Source organism: Pseudomonas sp. Leaf127 (assembly GCF_001423155.1).
Lineage (GTDB): Bacteria > Pseudomonadota > Gammaproteobacteria > Pseudomonadales > Pseudomonadaceae > Aquipseudomonas > Aquipseudomonas ovata.
The window spans coordinates 15015-33800 of the sequence record NZ_LMOA01000024.1; the positions used below are offsets into that span (position 1 = coordinate 15015).

Annotated in this window: 15 protein-coding genes; 6 read left to right on the forward strand and 9 right to left on the reverse strand. The window is 63.4% G+C overall.

Annotated elements, in window-relative coordinates; genetic code table 11:
- The first annotated feature begins 74 nt into the window (after positions 1-74).
- On the forward strand, positions 75-815 hold the full coding sequence (locus tag ASF84_RS24775; RefSeq protein ID WP_056841546.1) for a YkgJ family cysteine cluster protein: 741 nt from the start codon (positions 75-77) through the stop codon (positions 813-815).
- Here ASF84_RS24775 and ASF84_RS24780 read toward each other — a convergent pair whose 3' ends face one another.
- The 6 genes from ASF84_RS24780 to ASF84_RS29325 form a co-directional block, all read right to left on the reverse strand.
- A complete protein-coding gene (locus tag ASF84_RS24780) occupies positions 816-1808 on the reverse strand; it encodes a fimbrial protein (RefSeq protein WP_236709478.1) in 993 nt (330 codons plus the stop codon). It lies immediately after the preceding gene.
- Positions 1808-2575 (reverse strand): fimbrial biogenesis chaperone, encoded by a 768-nt coding sequence (locus ASF84_RS24785; protein WP_056841547.1) that lies wholly within the window; start codon positions 2573-2575, stop codon positions 1808-1810. The genes ASF84_RS24780 and ASF84_RS24785 overlap by 1 nt, the downstream gene beginning before the upstream one ends.
- The gene (locus tag ASF84_RS24790) at positions 2572-5151 is read right to left on the reverse strand and encodes a fimbria/pilus outer membrane usher protein (protein ID WP_082481830.1); all 2580 of its coding nucleotides are present in this window, start codon (positions 5149-5151) and stop codon (positions 2572-2574) included. Before ASF84_RS24790 ends, ASF84_RS24785 begins: the two co-directional genes overlap by 4 nt.
- A 266-nt stretch (positions 5152-5417) precedes the next feature.
- Complete coding sequence (locus ASF84_RS24795; protein ID WP_056841548.1) at positions 5418-6173, reverse strand: fimbrial biogenesis chaperone; 756 nt, start codon at positions 6171-6173, stop codon at positions 5418-5420.
- Positions 6174-6231: 58 nt separating this feature from the next.
- Complete coding sequence (locus tag ASF84_RS24800; RefSeq protein ID WP_056841549.1) at positions 6232-6810, reverse strand: fimbrial protein; 579 nt, start codon at positions 6808-6810, stop codon at positions 6232-6234.
- Between the two features lie 311 nt (positions 6811-7121).
- A complete protein-coding gene (locus ASF84_RS29325) occupies positions 7122-7499 on the reverse strand; it encodes a hypothetical protein (RefSeq protein WP_152035016.1) in 378 nt (125 codons plus the stop codon).
- A gap of 351 nt (positions 7500-7850) precedes the next feature.
- Here ASF84_RS29325 and ASF84_RS24805 point away from each other — a divergent pair, with 351 nt between their 5' ends.
- The 5 genes from ASF84_RS24805 (at position 7851) to ASF84_RS24825 (ending at position 15857) form a co-directional block, all read left to right on the forward strand.
- On the forward strand, positions 7851-9011 hold the full coding sequence (locus tag ASF84_RS24805) for an efflux RND transporter periplasmic adaptor subunit (protein ID WP_056841550.1): 1161 nt from the start codon (positions 7851-7853) through the stop codon (positions 9009-9011).
- Positions 9012-9037: 26 nt separating this feature from the next.
- Positions 9038-12154 carry a multidrug efflux RND transporter permease subunit gene (locus tag ASF84_RS24810; RefSeq protein ID WP_056841551.1) on the forward strand — a complete coding sequence of 1039 codons (3117 nt, stop codon included), beginning with the start codon at positions 9038-9040 and terminating at the stop codon, positions 12152-12154.
- Positions 12155-12164: 10 nt separating this feature from the next.
- A complete protein-coding gene (locus ASF84_RS24815) occupies positions 12165-12842 on the forward strand; it encodes a heavy metal response regulator transcription factor (RefSeq protein WP_056841552.1) in 678 nt (225 codons plus the stop codon).
- A complete protein-coding gene (locus ASF84_RS24820) occupies positions 12832-14199 on the forward strand; it encodes a heavy metal sensor histidine kinase (RefSeq protein ID WP_056841553.1) in 1368 nt (455 codons plus the stop codon). The genes ASF84_RS24815 and ASF84_RS24820 overlap by 11 nt, the downstream gene beginning before the upstream one ends.
- A gap of 128 nt (positions 14200-14327) precedes the next feature.
- Complete coding sequence (locus ASF84_RS24825) at positions 14328-15857, forward strand: GGDEF domain-containing protein (protein WP_056841554.1); 1530 nt, start codon at positions 14328-14330, stop codon at positions 15855-15857.
- A 91-nt stretch (positions 15858-15948) separates the two neighbouring features.
- Here the strand turns inward: ASF84_RS24825 and ASF84_RS24830 are convergent, their stop codons facing one another.
- From ASF84_RS24830 to ASF84_RS24840, 3 genes are all read right to left on the reverse strand, one after another.
- Positions 15949-16419 carry a ferritin-like domain-containing protein gene (locus tag ASF84_RS24830; protein ID WP_056841555.1) on the reverse strand — a complete coding sequence of 157 codons (471 nt, stop codon included), beginning with the start codon at positions 16417-16419 and terminating at the stop codon, positions 15949-15951.
- A 193-nt stretch (positions 16420-16612) separates the two neighbouring features.
- Entirely contained in the window at positions 16613-17506 is an 894-nt protein-coding gene (locus ASF84_RS24835) for an EamA family transporter (RefSeq protein WP_056841556.1), read from the reverse strand.
- 54 nt (positions 17507-17560) lie between these two features.
- The gene (locus ASF84_RS24840) at positions 17561-18781 is read right to left on the reverse strand and encodes an MFS transporter (RefSeq protein ID WP_056841557.1); all 1221 of its coding nucleotides are present in this window, start codon (positions 18779-18781) and stop codon (positions 17561-17563) included.
- Positions 18782-18786: the final 5 nt, after the last annotated feature.

Genomic DNA, 18786 nt, shown 5'->3' on the forward strand with positions numbered 1-18786 from the left:
CGTCGCTCTCGTTCCTGACCGGCAAGGTCAAGAAACAGGCAATCTTGCGCTGACATGGATGAGCCCCCAAGACAATGAATACCCGGTTTAACTGCGTCGGTTGCGGCGGATGCTGCACCGACCATCACGTGCCCCTGACCCTCAGCGAAGCCGTGCAGTGGGCGGCCGATGGTGGCAGCATCATCGTGTTGACCGAAGCCTTTCTCGACACGGGCTATGGCGTTCCCCCCGAGCAGCTGCAGCATGCCACTCGCCGTTCCATCCGGGTGGCCAGCGGCCAGGCCGTCGCCTGGGTGGCGATCACTTTTGCCGCCTATAACGTCGGCCCTTGCCGGAATCTTGACGCCGACAAGCTGTGCCGCATCTATGAGCGTCGGCCGCTGGTCTGTCGTATCTACCCGATGGAAATCAATCCGCACATTCCGTTGCGTCCGCAGGCCAAGGACTGCCCGCCCGAATCCTGGGACCAGGGCCCGCTGCTGATTGTCGGTAATGCCGTGGCCGATCCTGCGCTACGCGACCTGATCGAGCAGTCGCGCCAGGCTGACCGCGATGATATCGCGGCCAAAGAGTCCATCTGCCAGCAACTGGGCATTCATACCACCGCGCTCAAGGGCAATGGTTTTGTTGCCTACCTACCCGACATGACCGCCTTCGGTGCCGCCCTGAGCGCACCGCGGACTCTGCCCTCCACTGCCCAGTGGACGTTTCATGTCGCCGGTGAGCAGGTGGTCGACACCTTGCAGCAGGCCGGCGCACGCCTGACCGGCAGCGAGGCACCGCCTTACCTGTTCATCCCGCTGCAACAAGCCTGATCATTTGTAATACAGGTCGATCATGACATCGGCGTCGAAAGGGCCAGGCACGGTGCGAGTAGTCTGCCACAGCAGCTCGGCACTGAACTCGGCCGTGGCCGTCGGCGTGTCGCCGGGCAGGTCGGCCAGGTGAAAGAGCTGGTTGTAGCGCACGATTTCGTTATTGGCCGTCCGCACGATACGAATACCCAGCGAAGGGTTGGCCGTGGGCACCAGCAATTCACGTTCCAGGCTGCCGGTCACGGGCCGAAAGCGTGCGTCCAGGCTGAAGGGCGAGTCGCAGGTGCGCCGGGTGGTCAATGTGAACGGCCGACGCTCGAACACCTTGCCGACCACCACCTGGCGAATCGGCAAGCCGCCAAATTCAAGGGTTTCAGGGCTGACCTGCAACTCGGCATCACACGCGATGAAACGCAGCCCGCGCAGGTTATTGATCACATAGCTCAAGCTGCGCCCGGGCAACGGACCGGGCGCGCTGCCGCCCAGCTGGAACATGCGGTAGTCCGGCAACTCGCCCGGCATCCCCGAAGGCGGTGTAGCGCCGAATTTCTGGATAAACACCGAAAAGCCCAGGGTGAAGCGCACCCTCGGACAGGCCTCAATGTTGCTGTCGCCTTCATGGCAGACCGGTAGCACCTGTCCGGTCGGGATCCGCCCGGCAAAATGATCGACGCCTTCCAGGGTCAGGCCAGCCCGGATACCCTGGCCGATACTGAGGTTGTCCGGATTGAGGTACACGAACACTTCCTGGGCAATGGCCTGTTGCCCTTCGCGCGCGCACTCGACCTGTACCGTGTGGCGCTCGGAGCGCCAGACCACCTCGCCGTTGGGCAAGGACGCCGGAATCGCCACCGTGCTGCCCAGGTCACCGCGCAGCACCTGTTCGGCGGAACCCTGCACCGAACAGACCAGGGCAAAGCAGGTGGCAGGCCCCGACAGCCATAAAAGCAACACGGCCGAGAGCCGTTTGAGCAGGAGCATGAAGTCGAACATCAGCAGGATTCCGCAATCGATAAAGTGTCCAGCAGGCGCGCCGAAAATGGCCCCTGCCCTGTGGCGGGCGCGCAATAAGCCCGCTGGCCGCCGTAATCGGTCAGCGCCTCGAATGACAAGCGCCGGGGCCGGTCGACGGTCACCGGCCATTCAAATCGCGCCCCCGGCGCCAGCAACAGGTGATCGCTCACAACCTGCTGGTCCAGGCGCAAGGCTTGCAACGCGACATGGAACGCAGTCGGGTTGCTGACCTGCAGACGCAGGCCCTCCAAAGGCACCTGGCGCAACGACCAGCGCAATGCAGCAGCGGCCCCGGCCGGATCGCCGGGCAACCCGGCGGGGCGATAGAACACGTTGATGCGCTGGCGCACCGCGATATTCAGTTGCTGCCCGGCCTCGCTGCGCGGCGGCACCTCCAGCACGTACAAGTGCACCAGCGACTCGTGCCCGGTCGGCATGCCGACGCCGTGATAGAGCACCCGCAGCACCTGCCGCCCTTGCGCCGGCAACCGCACCAGCGCCGGGGTGACCACAAACGGCAGCTCGACACGCGGTTGCGTGCTGGCCGGATCGTCGTCGTCCCCCGGCGTGCCCAGCCAGGCCTGGAGCAGCACCTCGCGTCCGCTGCTATTGCTGACTTCAATGGCCACCTCGCTGAAGGCACCGGGAAACACCAGGCGCGTGCCGCCCAGCGACACGGCGGCCTGGGCACAGGCCATGCCGACCATCGCCAGCATCCATACGGCCAATCGGTACAAACGCTTCATTGGCACACCACCCTGAGCCGCTCATAAGCGCGCGAGGGATCGCGGGGTGGCAACTGGAACGGCGCGGCGCAGCGTTGATCGGCCCAGCGCACATACAGCATGCCGCTGTCCTGTTCACTGAGCACCAGTGCCTGGCTGGTCGGGTCGACCGTGGCCAGCACCTTGCCCTGGGCATCCTCGACCGTCGCCCCCAGTGGCAGCCTGCCGGCATCGGGGCGCACCAGCGAAAACTGCACCCGACGCCCGACCGCCGCCTTGAAGCGCAACACCGGCATCGCTCCGCGCCGAGGCACCACCTGGCCGACGGCATTGTCCAGTTCGACATCGGCACCCAGTTGCCGGGTGTCCAGGCTGATCCAGTTGCTGCGGTAGGGCTGGGCAAACGGCAGCACGGCATAGCCGTTGCCGGCGGTCTCGACCTGGCGATACGTGGCCAGGCTTGCACCGCGCACCTCGGGCACCTGGACCAGGGCGAAGGTTTCGCCCAGCGGCTGGCCGAAGTTGACCCCGCCCGCATGTGCCACCAGCGATCCGGTGCCGCCCAATTGCAGGCTGCGGTAATCGCGGCCCTGGCTGTAGCCGGCCTCGAAGCGCCCGTACGGCACCACGGTATTGAGCTTGCCGGCGCCAAAGCTGCCAGACTGGCTGTCGTGGCCGGCCTGCACCGAGTAGAAGCTGTCGCGCTGATCCAGAACCTGCCCATTGAGCCCGCTTTGCAGGTTGTAGCCACCCTGGCTGTCACGCACGGCATTGAAAAACAGCCGCGAGGCACTGGCCGTCTCGCCCAGCGGCAGGGTCAGGCTCAGGACCACGCGGTTGTCGGCACTGCTTTCACCAGAACGGCTATAGCTCTGGTTGCGCTCGATCGACAGGCTGTAGGTCAGCCGCCCCCACATCGAATTCCACGACAGGTAGGCCTGGCGGGTCTTGCCCGGCAGGTTCCAGTAGCGCTGCTCGGAGGCGGTCAGGCTCAGCGAGGCCGCCTGGTCGGCCAGGGTCTGGGTCACGTTGATTTCAACCCGGTCACGGGCGCGGCCAACGATCGACACGCCCTCGCGCTCGTCGGACGCCTCGACATGCTGACCCAGCGTGCGGTACTGCGCGGTGGAATAGCGATACCCTGCCACGGCCAGCGTGGTGTGGGTCAGGTCCAGGGTGTTGGCATAGCGCAGCCGCAGGCTTTGCCCGCCCCGGCGCTGGCCACGCAGCTCACTGCTCGAATGGGTCAGGTCGGCCGACAGCGCGCCAAGGCCGGTATTGATCCCCGCACCGAGGTTGACAGCCTGGTAGTCCTTGGCCAACTGCACACCGCCAAAGTCGGTGAGGTTTTCGCCTAACCCGTGGATCCAGGCGCCGCTGAGAAAACGGGTCGTTCGGTAAGCCCCCTCGTTGTCATCCACCTGGCCACCGCTGAGGCTGTAGCGAAAGGCACCGGCCGGCAGCATGATTGGCAACGAGGCATACGCCTGGGTAAAGCTGCGACGCCGACCGTCGGCCTCGATGACGGTGACCAGCAGGTCGCCGTTGGAGCCACTGGGGTAAATATCGGTGACCTCGAACGGGCCTGGCGAAACGTTACCGCTGTAAAGCAAAAAGCCGTTCTGGCGCACCTCCACGGTCGCGTTGGTTTCGGCGATGCCACGCACCACCGGTACATAGTTGCGCTCGCTGTCGGGCAGCATGCCGTCGTCCGACATCAGGGCCGCACCCTTGAAGCGCACGCTGTCGAAGATCTGCCCGTCGCTGAAGGTCTCGCCAAGGGTCAACTGACTCTTGAGCGTTGTGATATCACGCTGCACAAAGGTGCGGTTGCTGCGAAAGCGGTAGGGCTGGTCGTCGCCCTGCACCAGCGAAGACTCGTTGCGCAACCGCCACGCGCCCAGGTTCAAGCCGTTGCGCAACCCCAGATAGTGCTGTTCGTGACGCTGGCCGCGCTGGGTGCGCAGGCCACTGTTGAAGCTGTAGTTGATGAAGCCTGCGGTCTCGCCCTGATCCCACAGCTGCGGCGACACATAACCCCGGGCACTGCGTGCCATCAGCGCCTGGGGCACGCTGATATTCAGGCGCAAGGCGCCGGGCTGGTACTCGACACGGGCAAACTCGACCTGTGCGGCCAGGTCGAAACAGCCAGGCAAAGGTTCGGTCTGTTGTGGCAGCTTCTGCAGGTCCAGGCCCAGTTCGCGCAGCATGTCCAGGCTCAGGCAGGGTTCGACCCGGCCGGTATGCGTGTTGCGCACAAACTCGACATCGCGGCGCCCGCCCAGCGATCGATTGACATGAATGTCCACCCGATAGACGCCCGGCAGCACAGCGCTGGCGCGCAGGAATTCTTCCAGGTCCGGCGGCTGGTCGCTGCCTTGGATGAACGCGGTATTGAAACGTCCGGCCCCGGTCTCGTGATTGCCGGCCGCCTGCGCGCCCAGGGCACTGACCGACAGGCTCAACCCCAGGCCGACCCCCCACGGCAGCCGATGCGATGCAAACGATCCTGCGGCAATAGACCCGGCCAGGCGTTTGCCCGGGCAGCGAGCGGCCCGGGCCCTGAATCCCTTGTTGTTTTTTATAAGCCATTCCATTAGCTGTTTTTACTCTACTTGGTGTCTCTGGCGCGTCGCGCACTCCTTTGCACAACGCATGACGGCCGAGCCCTCGCACATACGAGGTTCAGCGAGTGGGTGCCTGGGTACGGGCAACCGACGGCCAGGCTCTGTACGAAAAGTCGGTGAGCGAAGGTCAGGCAAGGCAAAAAGCGGCGAGCAAGCGCAGTTGACACGTGTCAATGAGCATTGCGAGTCGCTTTTTAACGCAGCATGGCCGAGCGCAGTCCCTTTACGTACAGCGCCTAGGGCGAATCGACCAGACTGGCCGACACCGCCTGCGCCCCTTTCAACGTGGCCCGGTACGTTTCCTGACCGCCAAAATCGTTGATGCTGGTAAAGCGCAGCTCCAACGGTGCACTGGTCGAGGGCGACTTGAGGGGCAGGCGCCAGCGTTGCCCGGGGGCGACCATGCGGCTGTCCTGGCTGGCCAGCTCCCTGGCACCCTGGTGCGCGCCGATGCGCAGCATCGACACGTGAAACGGCCCTGGGTTGAACACTTCAAGCTCGCCACCGGGCAGCCATTGCCATTGCAATTGCCGGGCGGCCAGGGCGGGATCGCCGCTCAGGCCGGCCGGCCTGAAAAACAGCTTGATACGCTGGCGCACGGCAATCTGCAGGGTGTTTTCCGCCGCGCTGCGGGGGATTTCCTGGACATTGAGCCACAGCACCGATTCTCGCTCGGACGGCATGCCGTGGCCGGCATGGATGATGCGCACCAGTTGCTTGCCATCACCTTGCAGGTGCGCCAGCGGTGGAGTGACCATGAACGGCAGGTCGCTGTCTTGCGGCTGCGCACTGACGCCGGTGGGGTCGTACGGTTCGAGCCAGGACTGCAGCAGAATCTCGCCGGCGCCACTGTTGTGCACGCCCAGGCTGACTTCCTTGTCCTTGCCCTGATAGATCACGCGCGTGGTATTGAGCACGATACCGGCCTGGGCGCTGAAGACAGACAGGCACCCGAGCGCGAGCAGCGCACTGCGAAAAAAAAGAACAAGCATGCTGGCATGGGCCTCGGCTGGAAACGGCAGGGCGAGCAGGCCCGCCCTGCCTGGGGTGTTACTCGTAGTCCATTACAAAAGGCATGAAGCCGTCAGCATTGCCCGGGTTGGTGGCCGTGCCGTTGAGCACATAGACCGCCGCAAAGTCGAGCTGCGCCGTGGCGCCGCCCACCCCGTCCTTGACCAGTGGCTTGTCGATGGTTTCGACGCCGGACAGATCCATGAGCCGGTTGGCTGCATTGATCAGGCCGATGCCCACACCATCGGCAGCCCCCGTAGTGCGCAACAGGCTTTGATCGTTATTGTCCAGCCCGCTGCCGTTGCGGGCGGCAAAGCGCATCTTGACGGTGTTGTATTGATCGGCACCGGCGCTGCAATTGACCAGCAACTGAATCGGCGTGGCCGTTTGCAGTTTGCCTTCGCTCGACAGACCAATATCGGAAAACGATACATTGCCCAGATCGACATTGATCTCACCTGGATTGGTACCCGGGCTGACACCCGTACCCGGCGCCACATCACACGTCATGTTGGTCAGGGTGCCATTGAAGATCAGCTTGCCGTTGTTGGCGGCATTGGCAGCACCCGTCAAACCCAGTGCGCCCAAGACGGCCAGAGTAATAGACAGCTTTTTCATGTTAACAACGTTCCTTGTGTTATTTCGTGTGTGCCCGCTAGTGGACGGCGAGCACTATAGAGCCCGGACTCTATAACCGATGTCAGGCGCTTCCATTTGCCGTGACAGAATCAGCAATATAAATTGCAGGATATTTCTGTAAGAAGAAAATGCCAGACGCTTAACCTCTTGAATTGGTGAACTTTCCTAGAAAGACCGAGTAAAAAGCTCAAGTAAACCTTACACCGAGGTCGTGGCGGACCTGCACGTAAAGTGTCGACCTTCACGCTGCAAATTCAAGTCACGGCATGAAGGCCGGGGCTGTGACAGCCTTATTGATAGGTAATGGTGACCACCCCGGCCGGGCTGGTGGACAGCGTGCGCGGAGCGTCCTTGGCGTGGGGCAGTGCCTGGAAATGCGTGGTAAACGGCACCGCTTCACCGGTGCAGGCGTTGTCTTGCGTATTCACATCCAGGAATACACCCGGTTGCACCTGGACTTGAAACATCGTGCCGGACGCGCCTTGTCGCCTCGACTGTTTCATATCACAGGTTGAATTAACCACTTGCCCGCGAAAAACCAGTACACCTTCTTGTGCCATGGCCTGCATGGGCGTGATAGCGGTAACCCACAACACGATCAATTGCCCCGCAACCCGCTTTACCGAATGGCTGGCTCGTGTTTCCCACCTTGACGTATCGCTGCTCATCGCCTTGCTCCGTTACATCGGGATCACTCTGCAAAGTTAAGTCGAGCGTAGGAATATTCGCCAGAACTTGCCTACAACTTCTGTAGGACATTTCCTAGAAGTTTGCACTGATGCCTGCCAGCACACGCTATATTGCGTGCCTGCCGTCCAACGTCCGACCGTCAACGGGCTATCGCCGGGGTGGAGCGTTTCTTGATAGCGGCTCAAGGTTGAGTGTTGGCGTTGCCAACTGGCGCAAGCTTTGCTGACAATTTTGACAGCGAGACGTCATTCTGCTGACCCGGCCAACCGGCTATAAAGACGCCCACGATTGCTGTTCTTCCTTCCATGACCCTTCGGCGTTTCCATCGCATGCGTACATCGACTCGAATCGTTCTGGCCATTCTTTGCATGGTGCTGCTGGCCGCTGGCGCCTTCTGGCAGCTCAAGCGTCCTGCGGCCAGGCCGGTGGCAGCAGCGGCGGCCATCCCGGTCAAGGTGGTCAGTCTCCAGAGCGCCGATGTGCCGCGCTTTGTCACCGGCATCGGCACCGTGCAGTCGCTGCAAAGCGTGGTCATTCGCGCGCAGGTCGACGGCATCCTCAACAAGGTGCATGTCGTCGAAGGCCAGCAGGTCAAGGCCGGAGATCTGCTCGCCACCCTCGACGACCGGGCGATCCGCGCGGCCATGGAACAGGCCCGTGCGCAACTGGCGCAAAGCCAGGCGCAACTGGACCTGGCCCGCCTGGACCTGGCGCGCTACAAGGAACTGACCCGCGACAACGGCATTTCCCGCCAGACCTACGATCAACAACAGGCGCAGGTCGTGCAACTGGGCGCTACCGTCCAGGGCAACAAGGCCACCCTTGAAGCGGCCCAGGTGCAACTGTCCTATACCCGCATCCAGTCGCCGGTGACCGGCCGGGTCGGCATTCGCAATGTCGATGAGGGCAATTTCCTGCGAGTCAACGATGCCGACGGGCTGTTCACAGTCACCCGCATCGATCCGGTGGCGGTCGAGTTCTCGTTGCCGCAACAGATGCTGCCCCTGTTACAGAAACTCACCGCGCAAACCGATCAGGCGGCCGTACAGGCATGGCTGGGTGATGACGACAATGGCACGCTGCTGGGCGAAGGCCGGCTGAGCCTGATCGACAATCAGGTGTCGCCGACCACCGGCACCATTCGTGCCAAGGCACATTTCGACAACCCGGCGCACATCCTGTGGCCAGGTCAGCTGGTGACGGTGAAAATCCAGACCGGCCTTGAGCGCAACGCACTCAAAGTCCCGCCGCAAGTGGTGCAACGCGGCATGGACCAGCATTTCGTGTTTCGCATCCGCGACAACAAGGCCGAGGTGGTGCCGGTCAAGGTGCTGTACCAGGACAGTGACATGACCCTGATCAGCGGCCCGGCGCCCGGCGATGTGCTGGTCCAGGACGGCCAGTCGCGGCTCAAGGCCGGCAGCCGGGTCGAAATCACTCCGGTGCCCGCGCAGACGCCGGACACGGTCCAGGCGACGGTGCAACCATGAATGACGCTTCCCAGCCAAAGCCCCCCATGAACAGCCCGGCGCACAAGGGCAAGGGCTCGCTCTCGGCCTGGTGCATCGATCACCCGGTGGCCACCCTGCTGCTGACCTTTGCCCTGGTGCTGCTGGGGATGATCGCCTTTACCCGCCTGCCGGTGGCGCCGCTGCCGGAGGCGGAATTCCCCACCATCCAGGTCAGCGCGCAGTTGCCCGGCGCCAGCCCCAAGACCATGGCCTCCTCGGTGGCCACGCCGCTGGAAGTGCAGTTCAGTGCCATCCCCGGCATGACCCAGATGACCTCCAGCAGCGCGCTGGGCTCGACCAACCTGACCCTGCAGTTCGCCCTGACCAAAAGCATCGACACCGCCGCACAAGAAGTGCAGGCGGCGATCAATACCGCCGCCGGCCGGCTGCCGGCCGACATGCCGAACCTGCCGACCTGGCGCAAGATTAATCCGGCCGACAGCCCGGTGCTGATCCTCAGCGTCAGCTCCGGGCTGATACCCGGCACCGAACTGAGCGACCTGACCGAAACCCTGGTGGCTCGCCAGCTCAGCCAGATCGAAGGGGTTGGCCAGGTTTTCCTGGTCGGCCAGCAGCGCCCGGCCATTCGCGTCCAGGCCGCGCCGGAAAAACTTGCAGCCCTGGGCCTTACCCTGGCTGATATCCGCCAGGCCGTGCAACAGACCAGCCTCAACCTGGCCAAGGGCGCGCTGTATGGCAAGGACAGCGTCTCGACCCTGTCGGCCAACGACCAGCTGTTCAAGCCACAGGACTACGCCAAACTGATCGTCAGCTACAAGGACGGCGCGCCGGTACACCTAAGTGATGTGGCGCGGGTCATCAATGGCGCAGAAAACGCTTACGTCCAGGCCTGGACCGGCCAGCAACAGGGCGTGAACCTGGTGGTGTTCCGCCAGCCGGGGGCCAATATCGTCGACACCGTCGACCGGGTACTCGGCCAGTTGCCGCGCCTGACCGCCATGCTGCCGGCCTCGGTGGAAGTCTCGGTGCTCAACGACCGCACGCGCACCATTCGCGCCTCGCTGCATGAGGTGGAACTGACCCTGGGCATTGCCGTGCTGCTGGTGGTCGCGGTGATGGCGCTGTTTTTGCGCCAATGGTCGGCGACCCTGATCGTCACGGCCGTACTGGGGGTGTCGCTGGTGGCCACCTTCGCGTTGATGTACCTGTTTGGCTTCAGCCTCAATAACCTGACCCTGGTGGCCATTGTCGTGGCGGTGGGCTTTGTGGTCGACGATGCCATTGTGGTGGTGGAAAACATCCACCGCCATCTTGAGGCCGGCCAGGGCATGCGCGAGGCGGCAATCAAGGGCGCCTCGGAAATCGGCTTTACCGTGGTCTCGATCAGCTTCTCGCTGGTGGCCGCCTTTATCCCGCTGCTGTTCATGGGCGGTGTGGTCGGCCGACTGTTCAAGGAATTTGCCCTGACCGCCACGGCCACCATTCTGATTTCGGTGGTGGTCTCGCTGACGCTCGCCCCCACCCTGGCTGCGATGTTCATGCGTGCGCCCAACCATGGCAGCCACGGCAAGCCCGGTTTTGGCGAGCGCTTGCTCAACGTCTATGAACGCGGCCTGCGCAAGGCGCTGGCGCATCAGCGCCTGACACTGGGCGTGTTCGGCCTGACCCTGGCCATGGCGGTGGCCGGCTACGTGCTGATTCCCAAGGGCTTCTTTCCGGTGCAGGACACCGGCATGGTGCTGGGCACCAGCGATGCGGCGGCCGATATCTCGTACCCGGACATGGTCGAGAAACACAAGGCACTGGCGAAGATCATCAATGCCGACCCGGCCGTGCAGGCGTTCTCGCACTCGGTGGGCGCCTCGGGCACCAACCAGACCCTGGCCAGCGGGCGCTTCTGGATTTCGCTCAAGCCACGCGCTGAGCGCGATGTGTCGGCCAGCGAATTCATCGACCGCCTGCGCCCGCAGGTCAGCACCCTTCCCGGCATCGCCCTGTACCTGCGTGCCGGGCAGGACATCAACCTCAGCCCCGGTCCCAGCCGCAGCCAGTACCAGTACGTGCTCAAGAGCAACGACGGCGACCTGCTCAATACCTGGACCCAGCGCCTGACCGACAAACTGCGCAGCAACCCTTCGTTTCGCGACCTGTCCAACGACCTGCAACTGGGCGGCAGCGTCACCCATATCGATATCGACCGACGCGCTGCGGCGCGCTTCGGACTGACCACTGCCGATGTCGACCAAGCGTTGTACGACGCCTTCGGCCAGCGGCAGATCAGCGAGTACCAGACCGAGACCAACCAGTACAAAGTCATCCTCGAACTCGATGCCCGTCAGCGCGGGCGCGCCGAAAGCCTGGCGTACTTCTACCTGCGCTCGCCCCTGACCAACGAGATGGTGCCGCTGTCGGCCCTGGCCCGCGTCAGCGCGCCGACCATGGGCCCGCTGTCGATCAGCCATGACGGCATGTTCCCGGCCGCCAACCTGTCGTTCAACCTGGCCTCCGGCGTGGCACTGGGCGATGCGGTGCGCATGCTCGACCAGGCCAAGGAAGAGATCGGCATGCCGGCGGCCATCATCGGCAGCTTCCAGGGCGCCGCCCAGGCCTTCCAGAGCTCGCTGGCCAACCAGCCGTGGCTGATCCTCGCCGCGCTGGTGGCGGTGTACATCATCCTTGGCGTGCTCTACGAGAGCTTCGTCCATCCGCTGACGATTATCTCGACCCTGCCCTCGGCCGGCATCGGCGCCTTGTTGCTGCTGTGGCTGATGGGCCAGGACTTCTCGATCATGGCGTTGATCGGCGTGGTGCTGTTGATCGGCATCGTCAAGAAGAACGGTATCCTGCTGGTCGACTTCGCCCTGGAGGCCCAGCGCAGCCAGGGGCTGAGCCCCGACGAAGCCATCTACGAAGCCTGCCTGACACGCTTTCGGCCGATCATGATGACCACCCTGGCAGCGCTGTTCGGCGCCTTGCCGCTGATGCTCGGCTACGGTGTCGGGGCCGAGTTGCGCCAGCCGCTGGGCATCGCCGTGGTGGGCGGCCTGCTGGTCAGCCAGGTGCTGACCCTGTTCACCACGCCGGTGATCTACCTGCAACTGGAGCACCTGTTCCACCGCCGCCAGAAGGCGCCTGCCACTCGCCAGGCAATTCCCACATGAGGCCTTTCGCATGCGCGTGCTGATTATCGAAGACGAACAGAAAACCGCCGACTACCTGCACCGCGGCCTCAGCGAACAGGGCTACAGCGTGGACCTGGCCGCCGACGGTATCGAGGGCCTGCACCTGGGGCTGGAAAACGAGTACGCGGTGATCATCCTCGATGTGATGCTGCCGGGCCTGGATGGCTTCGGCGTGCTGCGGGCCTTGCGGGCGCGCAAGCAGACCCCGGTGATCATGCTGACCGCCCGCGAGCAGGTCGACGACCGCATCCGCGGCCTGCGCGAAGGGGCCGATGACTACCTGGGCAAACCCTTCTCGTTTCTCGAACTGGTTGCCCGCCTGCAGGCCCTGACCCGGCGCAGCGCCGCCCAGGAGCCGGTGCAGATCGGCATTGCCGACCTCTGGGTCGACCTGATCAGTCGCAAGGCCAGCCGTGCCGGCATACGCCTGGAGCTGACGGCCAAGGAGTTTTCACTGCTCAGCCTGCTGGCCCGCCGTCAGGGCGATATTCTGTCCAAGACCTCGATTGCCGAGCAGGTCTGGGACATCAATTTCGACAGCGACACCAATGTCGTGGAGGTGGCCATCAAGCGCCTGCGCGCCAAGCTCGACGGCCCGCATGAACACAAGCTGCTGCACACCATCCGTGGCATGGGCTACGTGCTGGAAGACCGGCGTGCGCACTGATTCGATTGCCTGGCGCCTGGCCGGTCTGTTTGCGCTGGTGGCCTCCGGGGTGTTCCTGTTGATCGGCTGGGCGCTGTACCTGCAGGTCGACAAGCACCTGGACCTGCTGCCGGAAGCCGAAGTCGAGGCGCGCTACAGCGTGCTGGAATCGACCGTCAACCGCTTTGGCAATGCCGAGCACTGGGGCAAGATCAGGAACAAGCTGCACCTGCTCAGCGAGGAAGACAAACGCATTCGCTTCTGGGTGGTCAGTGCAGACCCCGCCTATGAATACGGCAACCCCGGCCCCGAGATACGCCGCTTTGCTCAGGGTGCGCCGGGCATGCGCGACCTGCTGTTGCCCGGCGAGCCGTTCCCGTACAAGGTGCTGATCAGTGAGTTTATCGCCAGGGATCAGCGCCCTGCCCTGCGCTTTCTGATCGGCATCGACACCGAGACATTCAGGCAGACCCAGCATGCCTTGCTGGTCGCGCTGATCAGCCTGGCGATCATCGGCATCCTGCTGGCGTCGGTGCTGGGTTACTGGGTGGCGCGTATCGGCCTGCGGCCCCTGACCCAGCTGTCGCTGGAAGCACACAAGCTGTCGCCACCGCGCCTGTCCGGGCGCTTGCAGCTCTCGCCGTTGCCGCCGGAACTGGCGCAATTCGTGACCGCCTTCAACTCGACCCTGGGCCGGGTCGAACAGGCGTATTCGCGGCTGGAGTCGTTCAATGCCGACGTCGCCCACGAACTGCGCTCGCCACTGACCAACCTGATCGGCCAGACCCAGGTGGCGCTGACCCGCGGGCGTTCGGCCGAGCACTATTTCGAAGTGCTGCAATCGAACCTTGAAGAACTGGAACGCCTGCGCTCGATCATCAACGACATGCTGTTTCTGGCCAGCGCCGACCAGGGCAGCAAGGCCACGCCCCTGACCTGCGCTTCACTGGCCGAAGAAGTCGCCACCACCCTGGATTACCTGGATTTCATTCTCGAAGACGCCCAGGTCGAGGTGCAGGTGCACGGTGATGCCCATATGCCCATCGAGAAAGCCCAGTTGCGTCGTGCCCTGATCAACCTGCTGCACAACGCCGTGCAACACACCGCGCCCGGTCAGACGATCCAGGTGGCCATCGACAGCCTTGGACAACAGGTGCGCATCGGCGTGAGCAACCCGGGCCCGCCCATCGCCGCCGAACACCTGCCGCAACTGTTCGAGCGCTTCTACCGGGTCGATGCCTCGCGCAGCAACAGCGGCGCCAACCATGGCCTGGGCCTGGCCATCGTCAAGGCCATCGCCCTGATGCACGGCGGTACGGTCTTCGTCGACAGCCGGGGCGGTTGCAATACGTTTGGCATCAACCTGCCACGCCCCTGAATGCATTCAGGACCGGTCAGGTTCGCAACGTTAGCCGCCGTGCGAAGGAAAACCTGTTATACCCTTGAGGACAAAACCAAACGCCGCAGGTCATAAAGGGTCTTTGTCATCGGCCCCAGAGTGCAGTCATGAACGCTCCCGCAGCCCAGTCTTCAACCTCATCTGGATGGACAAGCTCCGAACGCCTGCTGATCGGCGGCAGCCTGTTGTCGATGCTGGCGATCCTGTGCATTGTCGTGTACCTGCTGGCCCGTGAACGCAACGATGCCATGCAGAGCGCCGCGCGGGCGGCCACTAACACCATCAAGCTGATCGAGGCCGACATACAGCGCAACGTCGAACTGTATGACGCCTCGTTGACCGGCATGCTCAGCGCCTGGAACAGCCCGGACCTGCCATTACTGTCGCCGGCACTGCGCCAACGACTGCTGTTCGACCGTGCCAGTGCCGCGCCCTACAAAGGTGATGTGGCCTTGCTGGACGCCCAGGGCGATGTACTGGCCGACCCGCTGCCCGGCACGGCGCGCCAGGACAACTTTGCCGACCGCCGTTTTTTCATGCACCACCGCGACAGCCCCCTGCCCGGCCTGTACATCAGCGAGCCGTTCAAGGCACGCTGGGGCTTCAATGACTGGAACCTGGGTTTCAGCCGACGGCTGTCGGGCCCCAACGGCGAGTTTCGGGGGGTCGCCATCGCCGCCATGCGCCTGGCGTACTTCAGGCCCTTGTTCAGAAGCCAGTCGCTGGACCGCGACAGCAGCATCAGCCTGATCAATGCCAGCGGCATCCTGCTGGTGCGCGAACCGCAACTGAGCCCACTCGACCAGACCGGTGTCGATTTGAGCCAGTTGGCCAACTTCCAGCACATTCTCGAGTTGCCTGAAGGCAGCTTTGTCGGGCTGTCGATGAAGTTCGAGAGTGAGCGGCTCTATACCTTTTCCCGGGTCTCGGGTTTGCCGCTGATCGTGGTCATCGCCCAACCGGTGTCGGAGGTCTATGCCACCTGGCGGCGCAATGCCCTGCTGGTCGGCAGCGCCACCGGTGCTCTGTGCCTGGGCATCCTGTGGCTGACCTTTCTGCTGATTGGCGAGTTGCGCCGCCGCCAGCAAGCGGAGGGCGTCCTGGCCAACCTGGCGGCCACCGACGGGCTGACCGGCCTGCCCAACCGCCGCCAGCTCGACCGCACCCTGGCCATCGAATGGGCACGGGCCCAGCGCTCGGGCGAGCCGCTGTCGCTGCTGTTGCTGGATGTCGATCATTTCCGTCGCTTCAACGAACGTCACGGCCACCTGGGCGGTGACCAGGCCCTGCGTCAGGTGGCCGACAGCATTGCCGCCCATGTACGTCGTACCAGCGACCTGGCAGCGCGCTATGGCGGTGAGGAGTTTGCCGTGTTGCTGCCCGACACCGATCACGCCAGCGCACACGCGATGGCCGAGGCCATTCGCCAGACCGTCATGCAACTGCCCACCTTCGAGCACGAACAACAGGCCCTCACCGTCAGCATCGGTGTGACCACCGGCCGGGTCGGCAAGGGCGACACCCTCGAATCGCTGATCGAAGCGGCTGACAAGGCGTTGTACAGCGCAAAAAACCGTGGCCGCAACCGGGTCGAGTTTCTTGAGTACGCACAAACGCAGACCGCCAGCCCTGCATAAGCGGCTGGCGGTTTTCATTGCTATCTTGAAGCGCGCTTGAGAGAACGGCTCAGGCGTCTGTCAGGCGCTGCTTACAAGTCTCAGGCCAGTCTCAGGACTGAGCGCGAACCTGGTCGCGCAGTGCCTTGACCTGGTCGTGGTTGCGCTGGGTACCGTCCAGTTGTTTCTGGATCAGGCTGGTCACGTTATGCGGCAGGGCTTTTTCCTGCGCCTTGACCAGTGCTTCACGGTAGGCCTTCAGGGCGTGGTCTTCACCGCGCTCGACTTCGTTCAGGATAGCCTCGTCGCTCTTGCCGGTGACCAGGGATTTCAGGTCGACCCAGGCGCGGTGCAGGGTGCCACTGACGCTGGACGAGGTTTCCGGATCGCCGCCCAAGGCGCGCACTTCGGCTTGCAGCTCACGTACCGCAGTGGCGCAATCGGCGGCGTGGGCCTGGAAGAAGCGCTTCAGTTCAGGGTTTTTCAGGTCTTCGGCGCTGGTCTCAAAGCCTTTCTGACCATCCTTGCTGGTCTCGATCAGGTCGTTGAGCAGGTCGATCGATTCTTTGTTGATGTCAGTCATTTTCCATTTCCTTCCTAGGCAGTTGATACCAATGTTTGCAACTGAGGTATCAATTGCAGCGCCCGTGCCAGCTTTAAGGAAATAATATTTCTCTTATTAATCAATCATTTATAAAACAAATAAAAAAACCTGGCGTTGCGTTCTGCATGAAGTGTCGTTTTGCCTGCATGCAGAATGCAAGTCGGTGGCAGGGTCAGGCCAACGGACGTATCCGTCGCTTGAGCACGCTCGCCAGTCGCGCCCCGTACAGACCTGTGGCCAGGCCCGAGAGGATCAGAATCACGGCCATCACTTTTGTCGTCGACAACTGTTCGCCGAACATCAGCATCGAGCCCAGCATGCCGAAGATGGGCACCAGCAGCGACAACGGCGCCACGGTAGAGACCGGGTACTGGCGCAGCAGCGAGTTCCATACCCAGTAGGCGAACAGGGTGTTGGGGTACACCTGGAACAGGATCGACAGCACCGTCGTCCGGTCGATGTGATTGACCAGCATCACGTACCCCTGGGTGCCATTGACCAGGTAGTCGAGCAGGAACAGCGGCAGGGGCGCGAAGGCGCAGGACCAGACCAGAAAGGCCAGCACCTGGGTGGTTCCGGCCTTCTTGATGATGATATTGGTGATGCTCCAGGCAAAGGCGCCCAGCAGTACCAGCAGCAGGCCAAGGAGGGTCACCGAACCGTCAGCCACGAAAATGATGCTCAGCAAGCCGCCCAGGGCGATGACGATACCGGCCAGTTGATAACGGCTGACGCGCTCCTTGAACACCCAGCCGCCCAGCAGCAAGGTAAAGAAGGCGCTGAACTGCAGCACCAGCGAAGCAATACCCGCCGACAACCCCAGTTGAATGGCCAGGTTCACCGTCCCCCACATGCCGGTGCCGAATATCAGGCCGTAGCCGATGAGGTAGCGCCACGGCACATCGGGCCTTGGAATGAACAGGATGGCCGGCACGGCACAGAGTGTGAAGCGCAGCCCGGCCAGGATGAACGGATCGACCGTGGCCAGGCCCAGCTTGATGATGGAGAAATTCAGCCCCCACAGGGCAGTGATCAGGATGGCAAGCAGCAAGTGGTGCACTTTCATAAGGGCTTTTTCCGCACGTCAGGTCATGAAACGTTGGTCAGTGACTCATTGTTTTTATCGGCTTCGGCCAGCGTCATGCCACCAGAACACCAGGGCAGCGGCACTGATGGCCGCGCCCAGCAGGCACACCGCAAGCCAGCCCCACAACGCGTAGACCTGGGTGGCGGTGACTGCACCCAGCGCGCTGCCGGTTGAATAAAAGCACATGTACGCACCCACCAGGCGACTCTGCGCCTCGGGGCGGACGGCGAGGATCAGGCTCTGATTGGTCACATGCACGGCCTGCACGGCAAAGTCGAGCAGGATAACCCCTGCCACCAGCGCCAGCCACGAGGTTTCGGCCCAGGCCGTGGGTAGCCACGACAACAACAGCAGCACCAGAGAAAGACCGGTCACCCGCTGCCCCAGTCCTTGATCGGCCCAGCGCCCGGCACGACTGGCCGCCAGCGCGCCGGCAAGGCCCGCCAGGCCGAACAGACCGACCTGGGTGTGCGAGAACGACAGCGGCGGCGCACTCAGCGGCAGGACCATCGCGGTCCACAGGACACTGAAGGCGGCAAAGATCAGCAAGGCGAACACCCCACGCGTACGCAGCATCGGCTCGGAGATGAACAACCTGCAGGTCGATGCCACCAGCCCCCACCAGGAGTGCCTGACGGGCGCGGCGGCGGTAACTGGCAGCTTTTTGTACAGCACCGCAGCCATGACCAGCATCAGCCCTGCCGACACCCCATACACCGCCCGCCAGCCGGCCAGGTCGGCAATCACGCCACTGGTAAAGCGCGCCAGCAGGATGCCCAGCACCACGCCGCTGGTGACCGTGCCCACCGCCTGGCCACGTTGCGCAGGCTCAGCCAGGGTCGCTGCACACGCGACCACCACCTGAACCACCACGGCCAACAGGCCGACCAGCAGCATCGCCCCCAGCAGTATCGTCCAGTGCTGCGCCAACGCCACGACCGTCAGTGCCGCCGCCGACAGCAGCAACTGGCCGAGGATCAGCGTCCTGCGATCGAGCCGGTCACCCAACGGCACAATCAATAACAGGCCGGCGGCATAGCCGATCTGGGTGACAGTGACGACAACGCCGATCAGGCCGGGGCTGACGGCCAGGCTGCGGGCCATTGACGCGAGCAGCGGCTGGGCGAAATACACATTGGCCACAGCCAGTGCGCAGGTGACCGAGAACAGCCAGGTCAGTGCGCGTGAAAGTGCAGGTCCGGACTGTTCAGGTGTGACACGGGTGGGGGGCTGGAACTCATGGCGGGCCGTCATGCATT

What these genes read in the sequence shown, in the direction of transcription:
- ASF84_RS24775 (WP_056841546.1), top strand. Translation starts at nt 75, where the DNA reads ATGAATACCCGGTTTAACTGCGTCGGTTGCGGCGGATGCTGCACCGAC.
- ASF84_RS24780 (WP_236709478.1), bottom strand. Translation starts at nt 1,808, where the DNA reads ATGTTCGACTTCATGCTCCTGCTCAAACGGCTCTCGGCCGTGTTGCTT.
- ASF84_RS24785 (WP_056841547.1), bottom strand. Translation starts at nt 2,575, where the DNA reads ATGAAGCGTTTGTACCGATTGGCCGTATGGATGCTGGCGATGGTCGGC.
- ASF84_RS24790 (WP_082481830.1), bottom strand. Translation starts at nt 5,151, where the DNA reads ATGGAATGGCTTATAAAAAACAACAAGGGATTCAGGGCCCGGGCCGCT.
- ASF84_RS24795 (WP_056841548.1), bottom strand. Translation starts at nt 6,173, where the DNA reads ATGCTTGTTCTTTTTTTTCGCAGTGCGCTGCTCGCGCTCGGGTGCCTG.
- ASF84_RS24800 (WP_056841549.1), bottom strand. Translation starts at nt 6,810, where the DNA reads ATGAAAAAGCTGTCTATTACTCTGGCCGTCTTGGGCGCACTGGGTTTG.
- ASF84_RS29325 (WP_152035016.1), bottom strand. Translation starts at nt 7,499, where the DNA reads ATGAGCAGCGATACGTCAAGGTGGGAAACACGAGCCAGCCATTCGGTA.
- ASF84_RS24805 (WP_056841550.1), top strand. Translation starts at nt 7,851, where the DNA reads ATGCGTACATCGACTCGAATCGTTCTGGCCATTCTTTGCATGGTGCTG.
- ASF84_RS24810 (WP_056841551.1), top strand. Translation starts at nt 9,038, where the DNA reads ATGAACAGCCCGGCGCACAAGGGCAAGGGCTCGCTCTCGGCCTGGTGC.
- ASF84_RS24815 (WP_056841552.1), top strand. Translation starts at nt 12,165, where the DNA reads ATGCGCGTGCTGATTATCGAAGACGAACAGAAAACCGCCGACTACCTG.
- ASF84_RS24825 (WP_056841554.1), top strand. Translation starts at nt 14,328, where the DNA reads ATGAACGCTCCCGCAGCCCAGTCTTCAACCTCATCTGGATGGACAAGC.
- ASF84_RS24830 (WP_056841555.1), bottom strand. Translation starts at nt 16,419, where the DNA reads ATGACTGACATCAACAAAGAATCGATCGACCTGCTCAACGACCTGATC.
- ASF84_RS24835 (WP_056841556.1), bottom strand. Translation starts at nt 17,506, where the DNA reads ATGAAAGTGCACCACTTGCTGCTTGCCATCCTGATCACTGCCCTGTGG.
- ASF84_RS24840 (WP_056841557.1), bottom strand. Translation starts at nt 18,781, where the DNA reads ATGACGGCCCGCCATGAGTTCCAGCCCCCCACCCGTGTCACACCTGAA.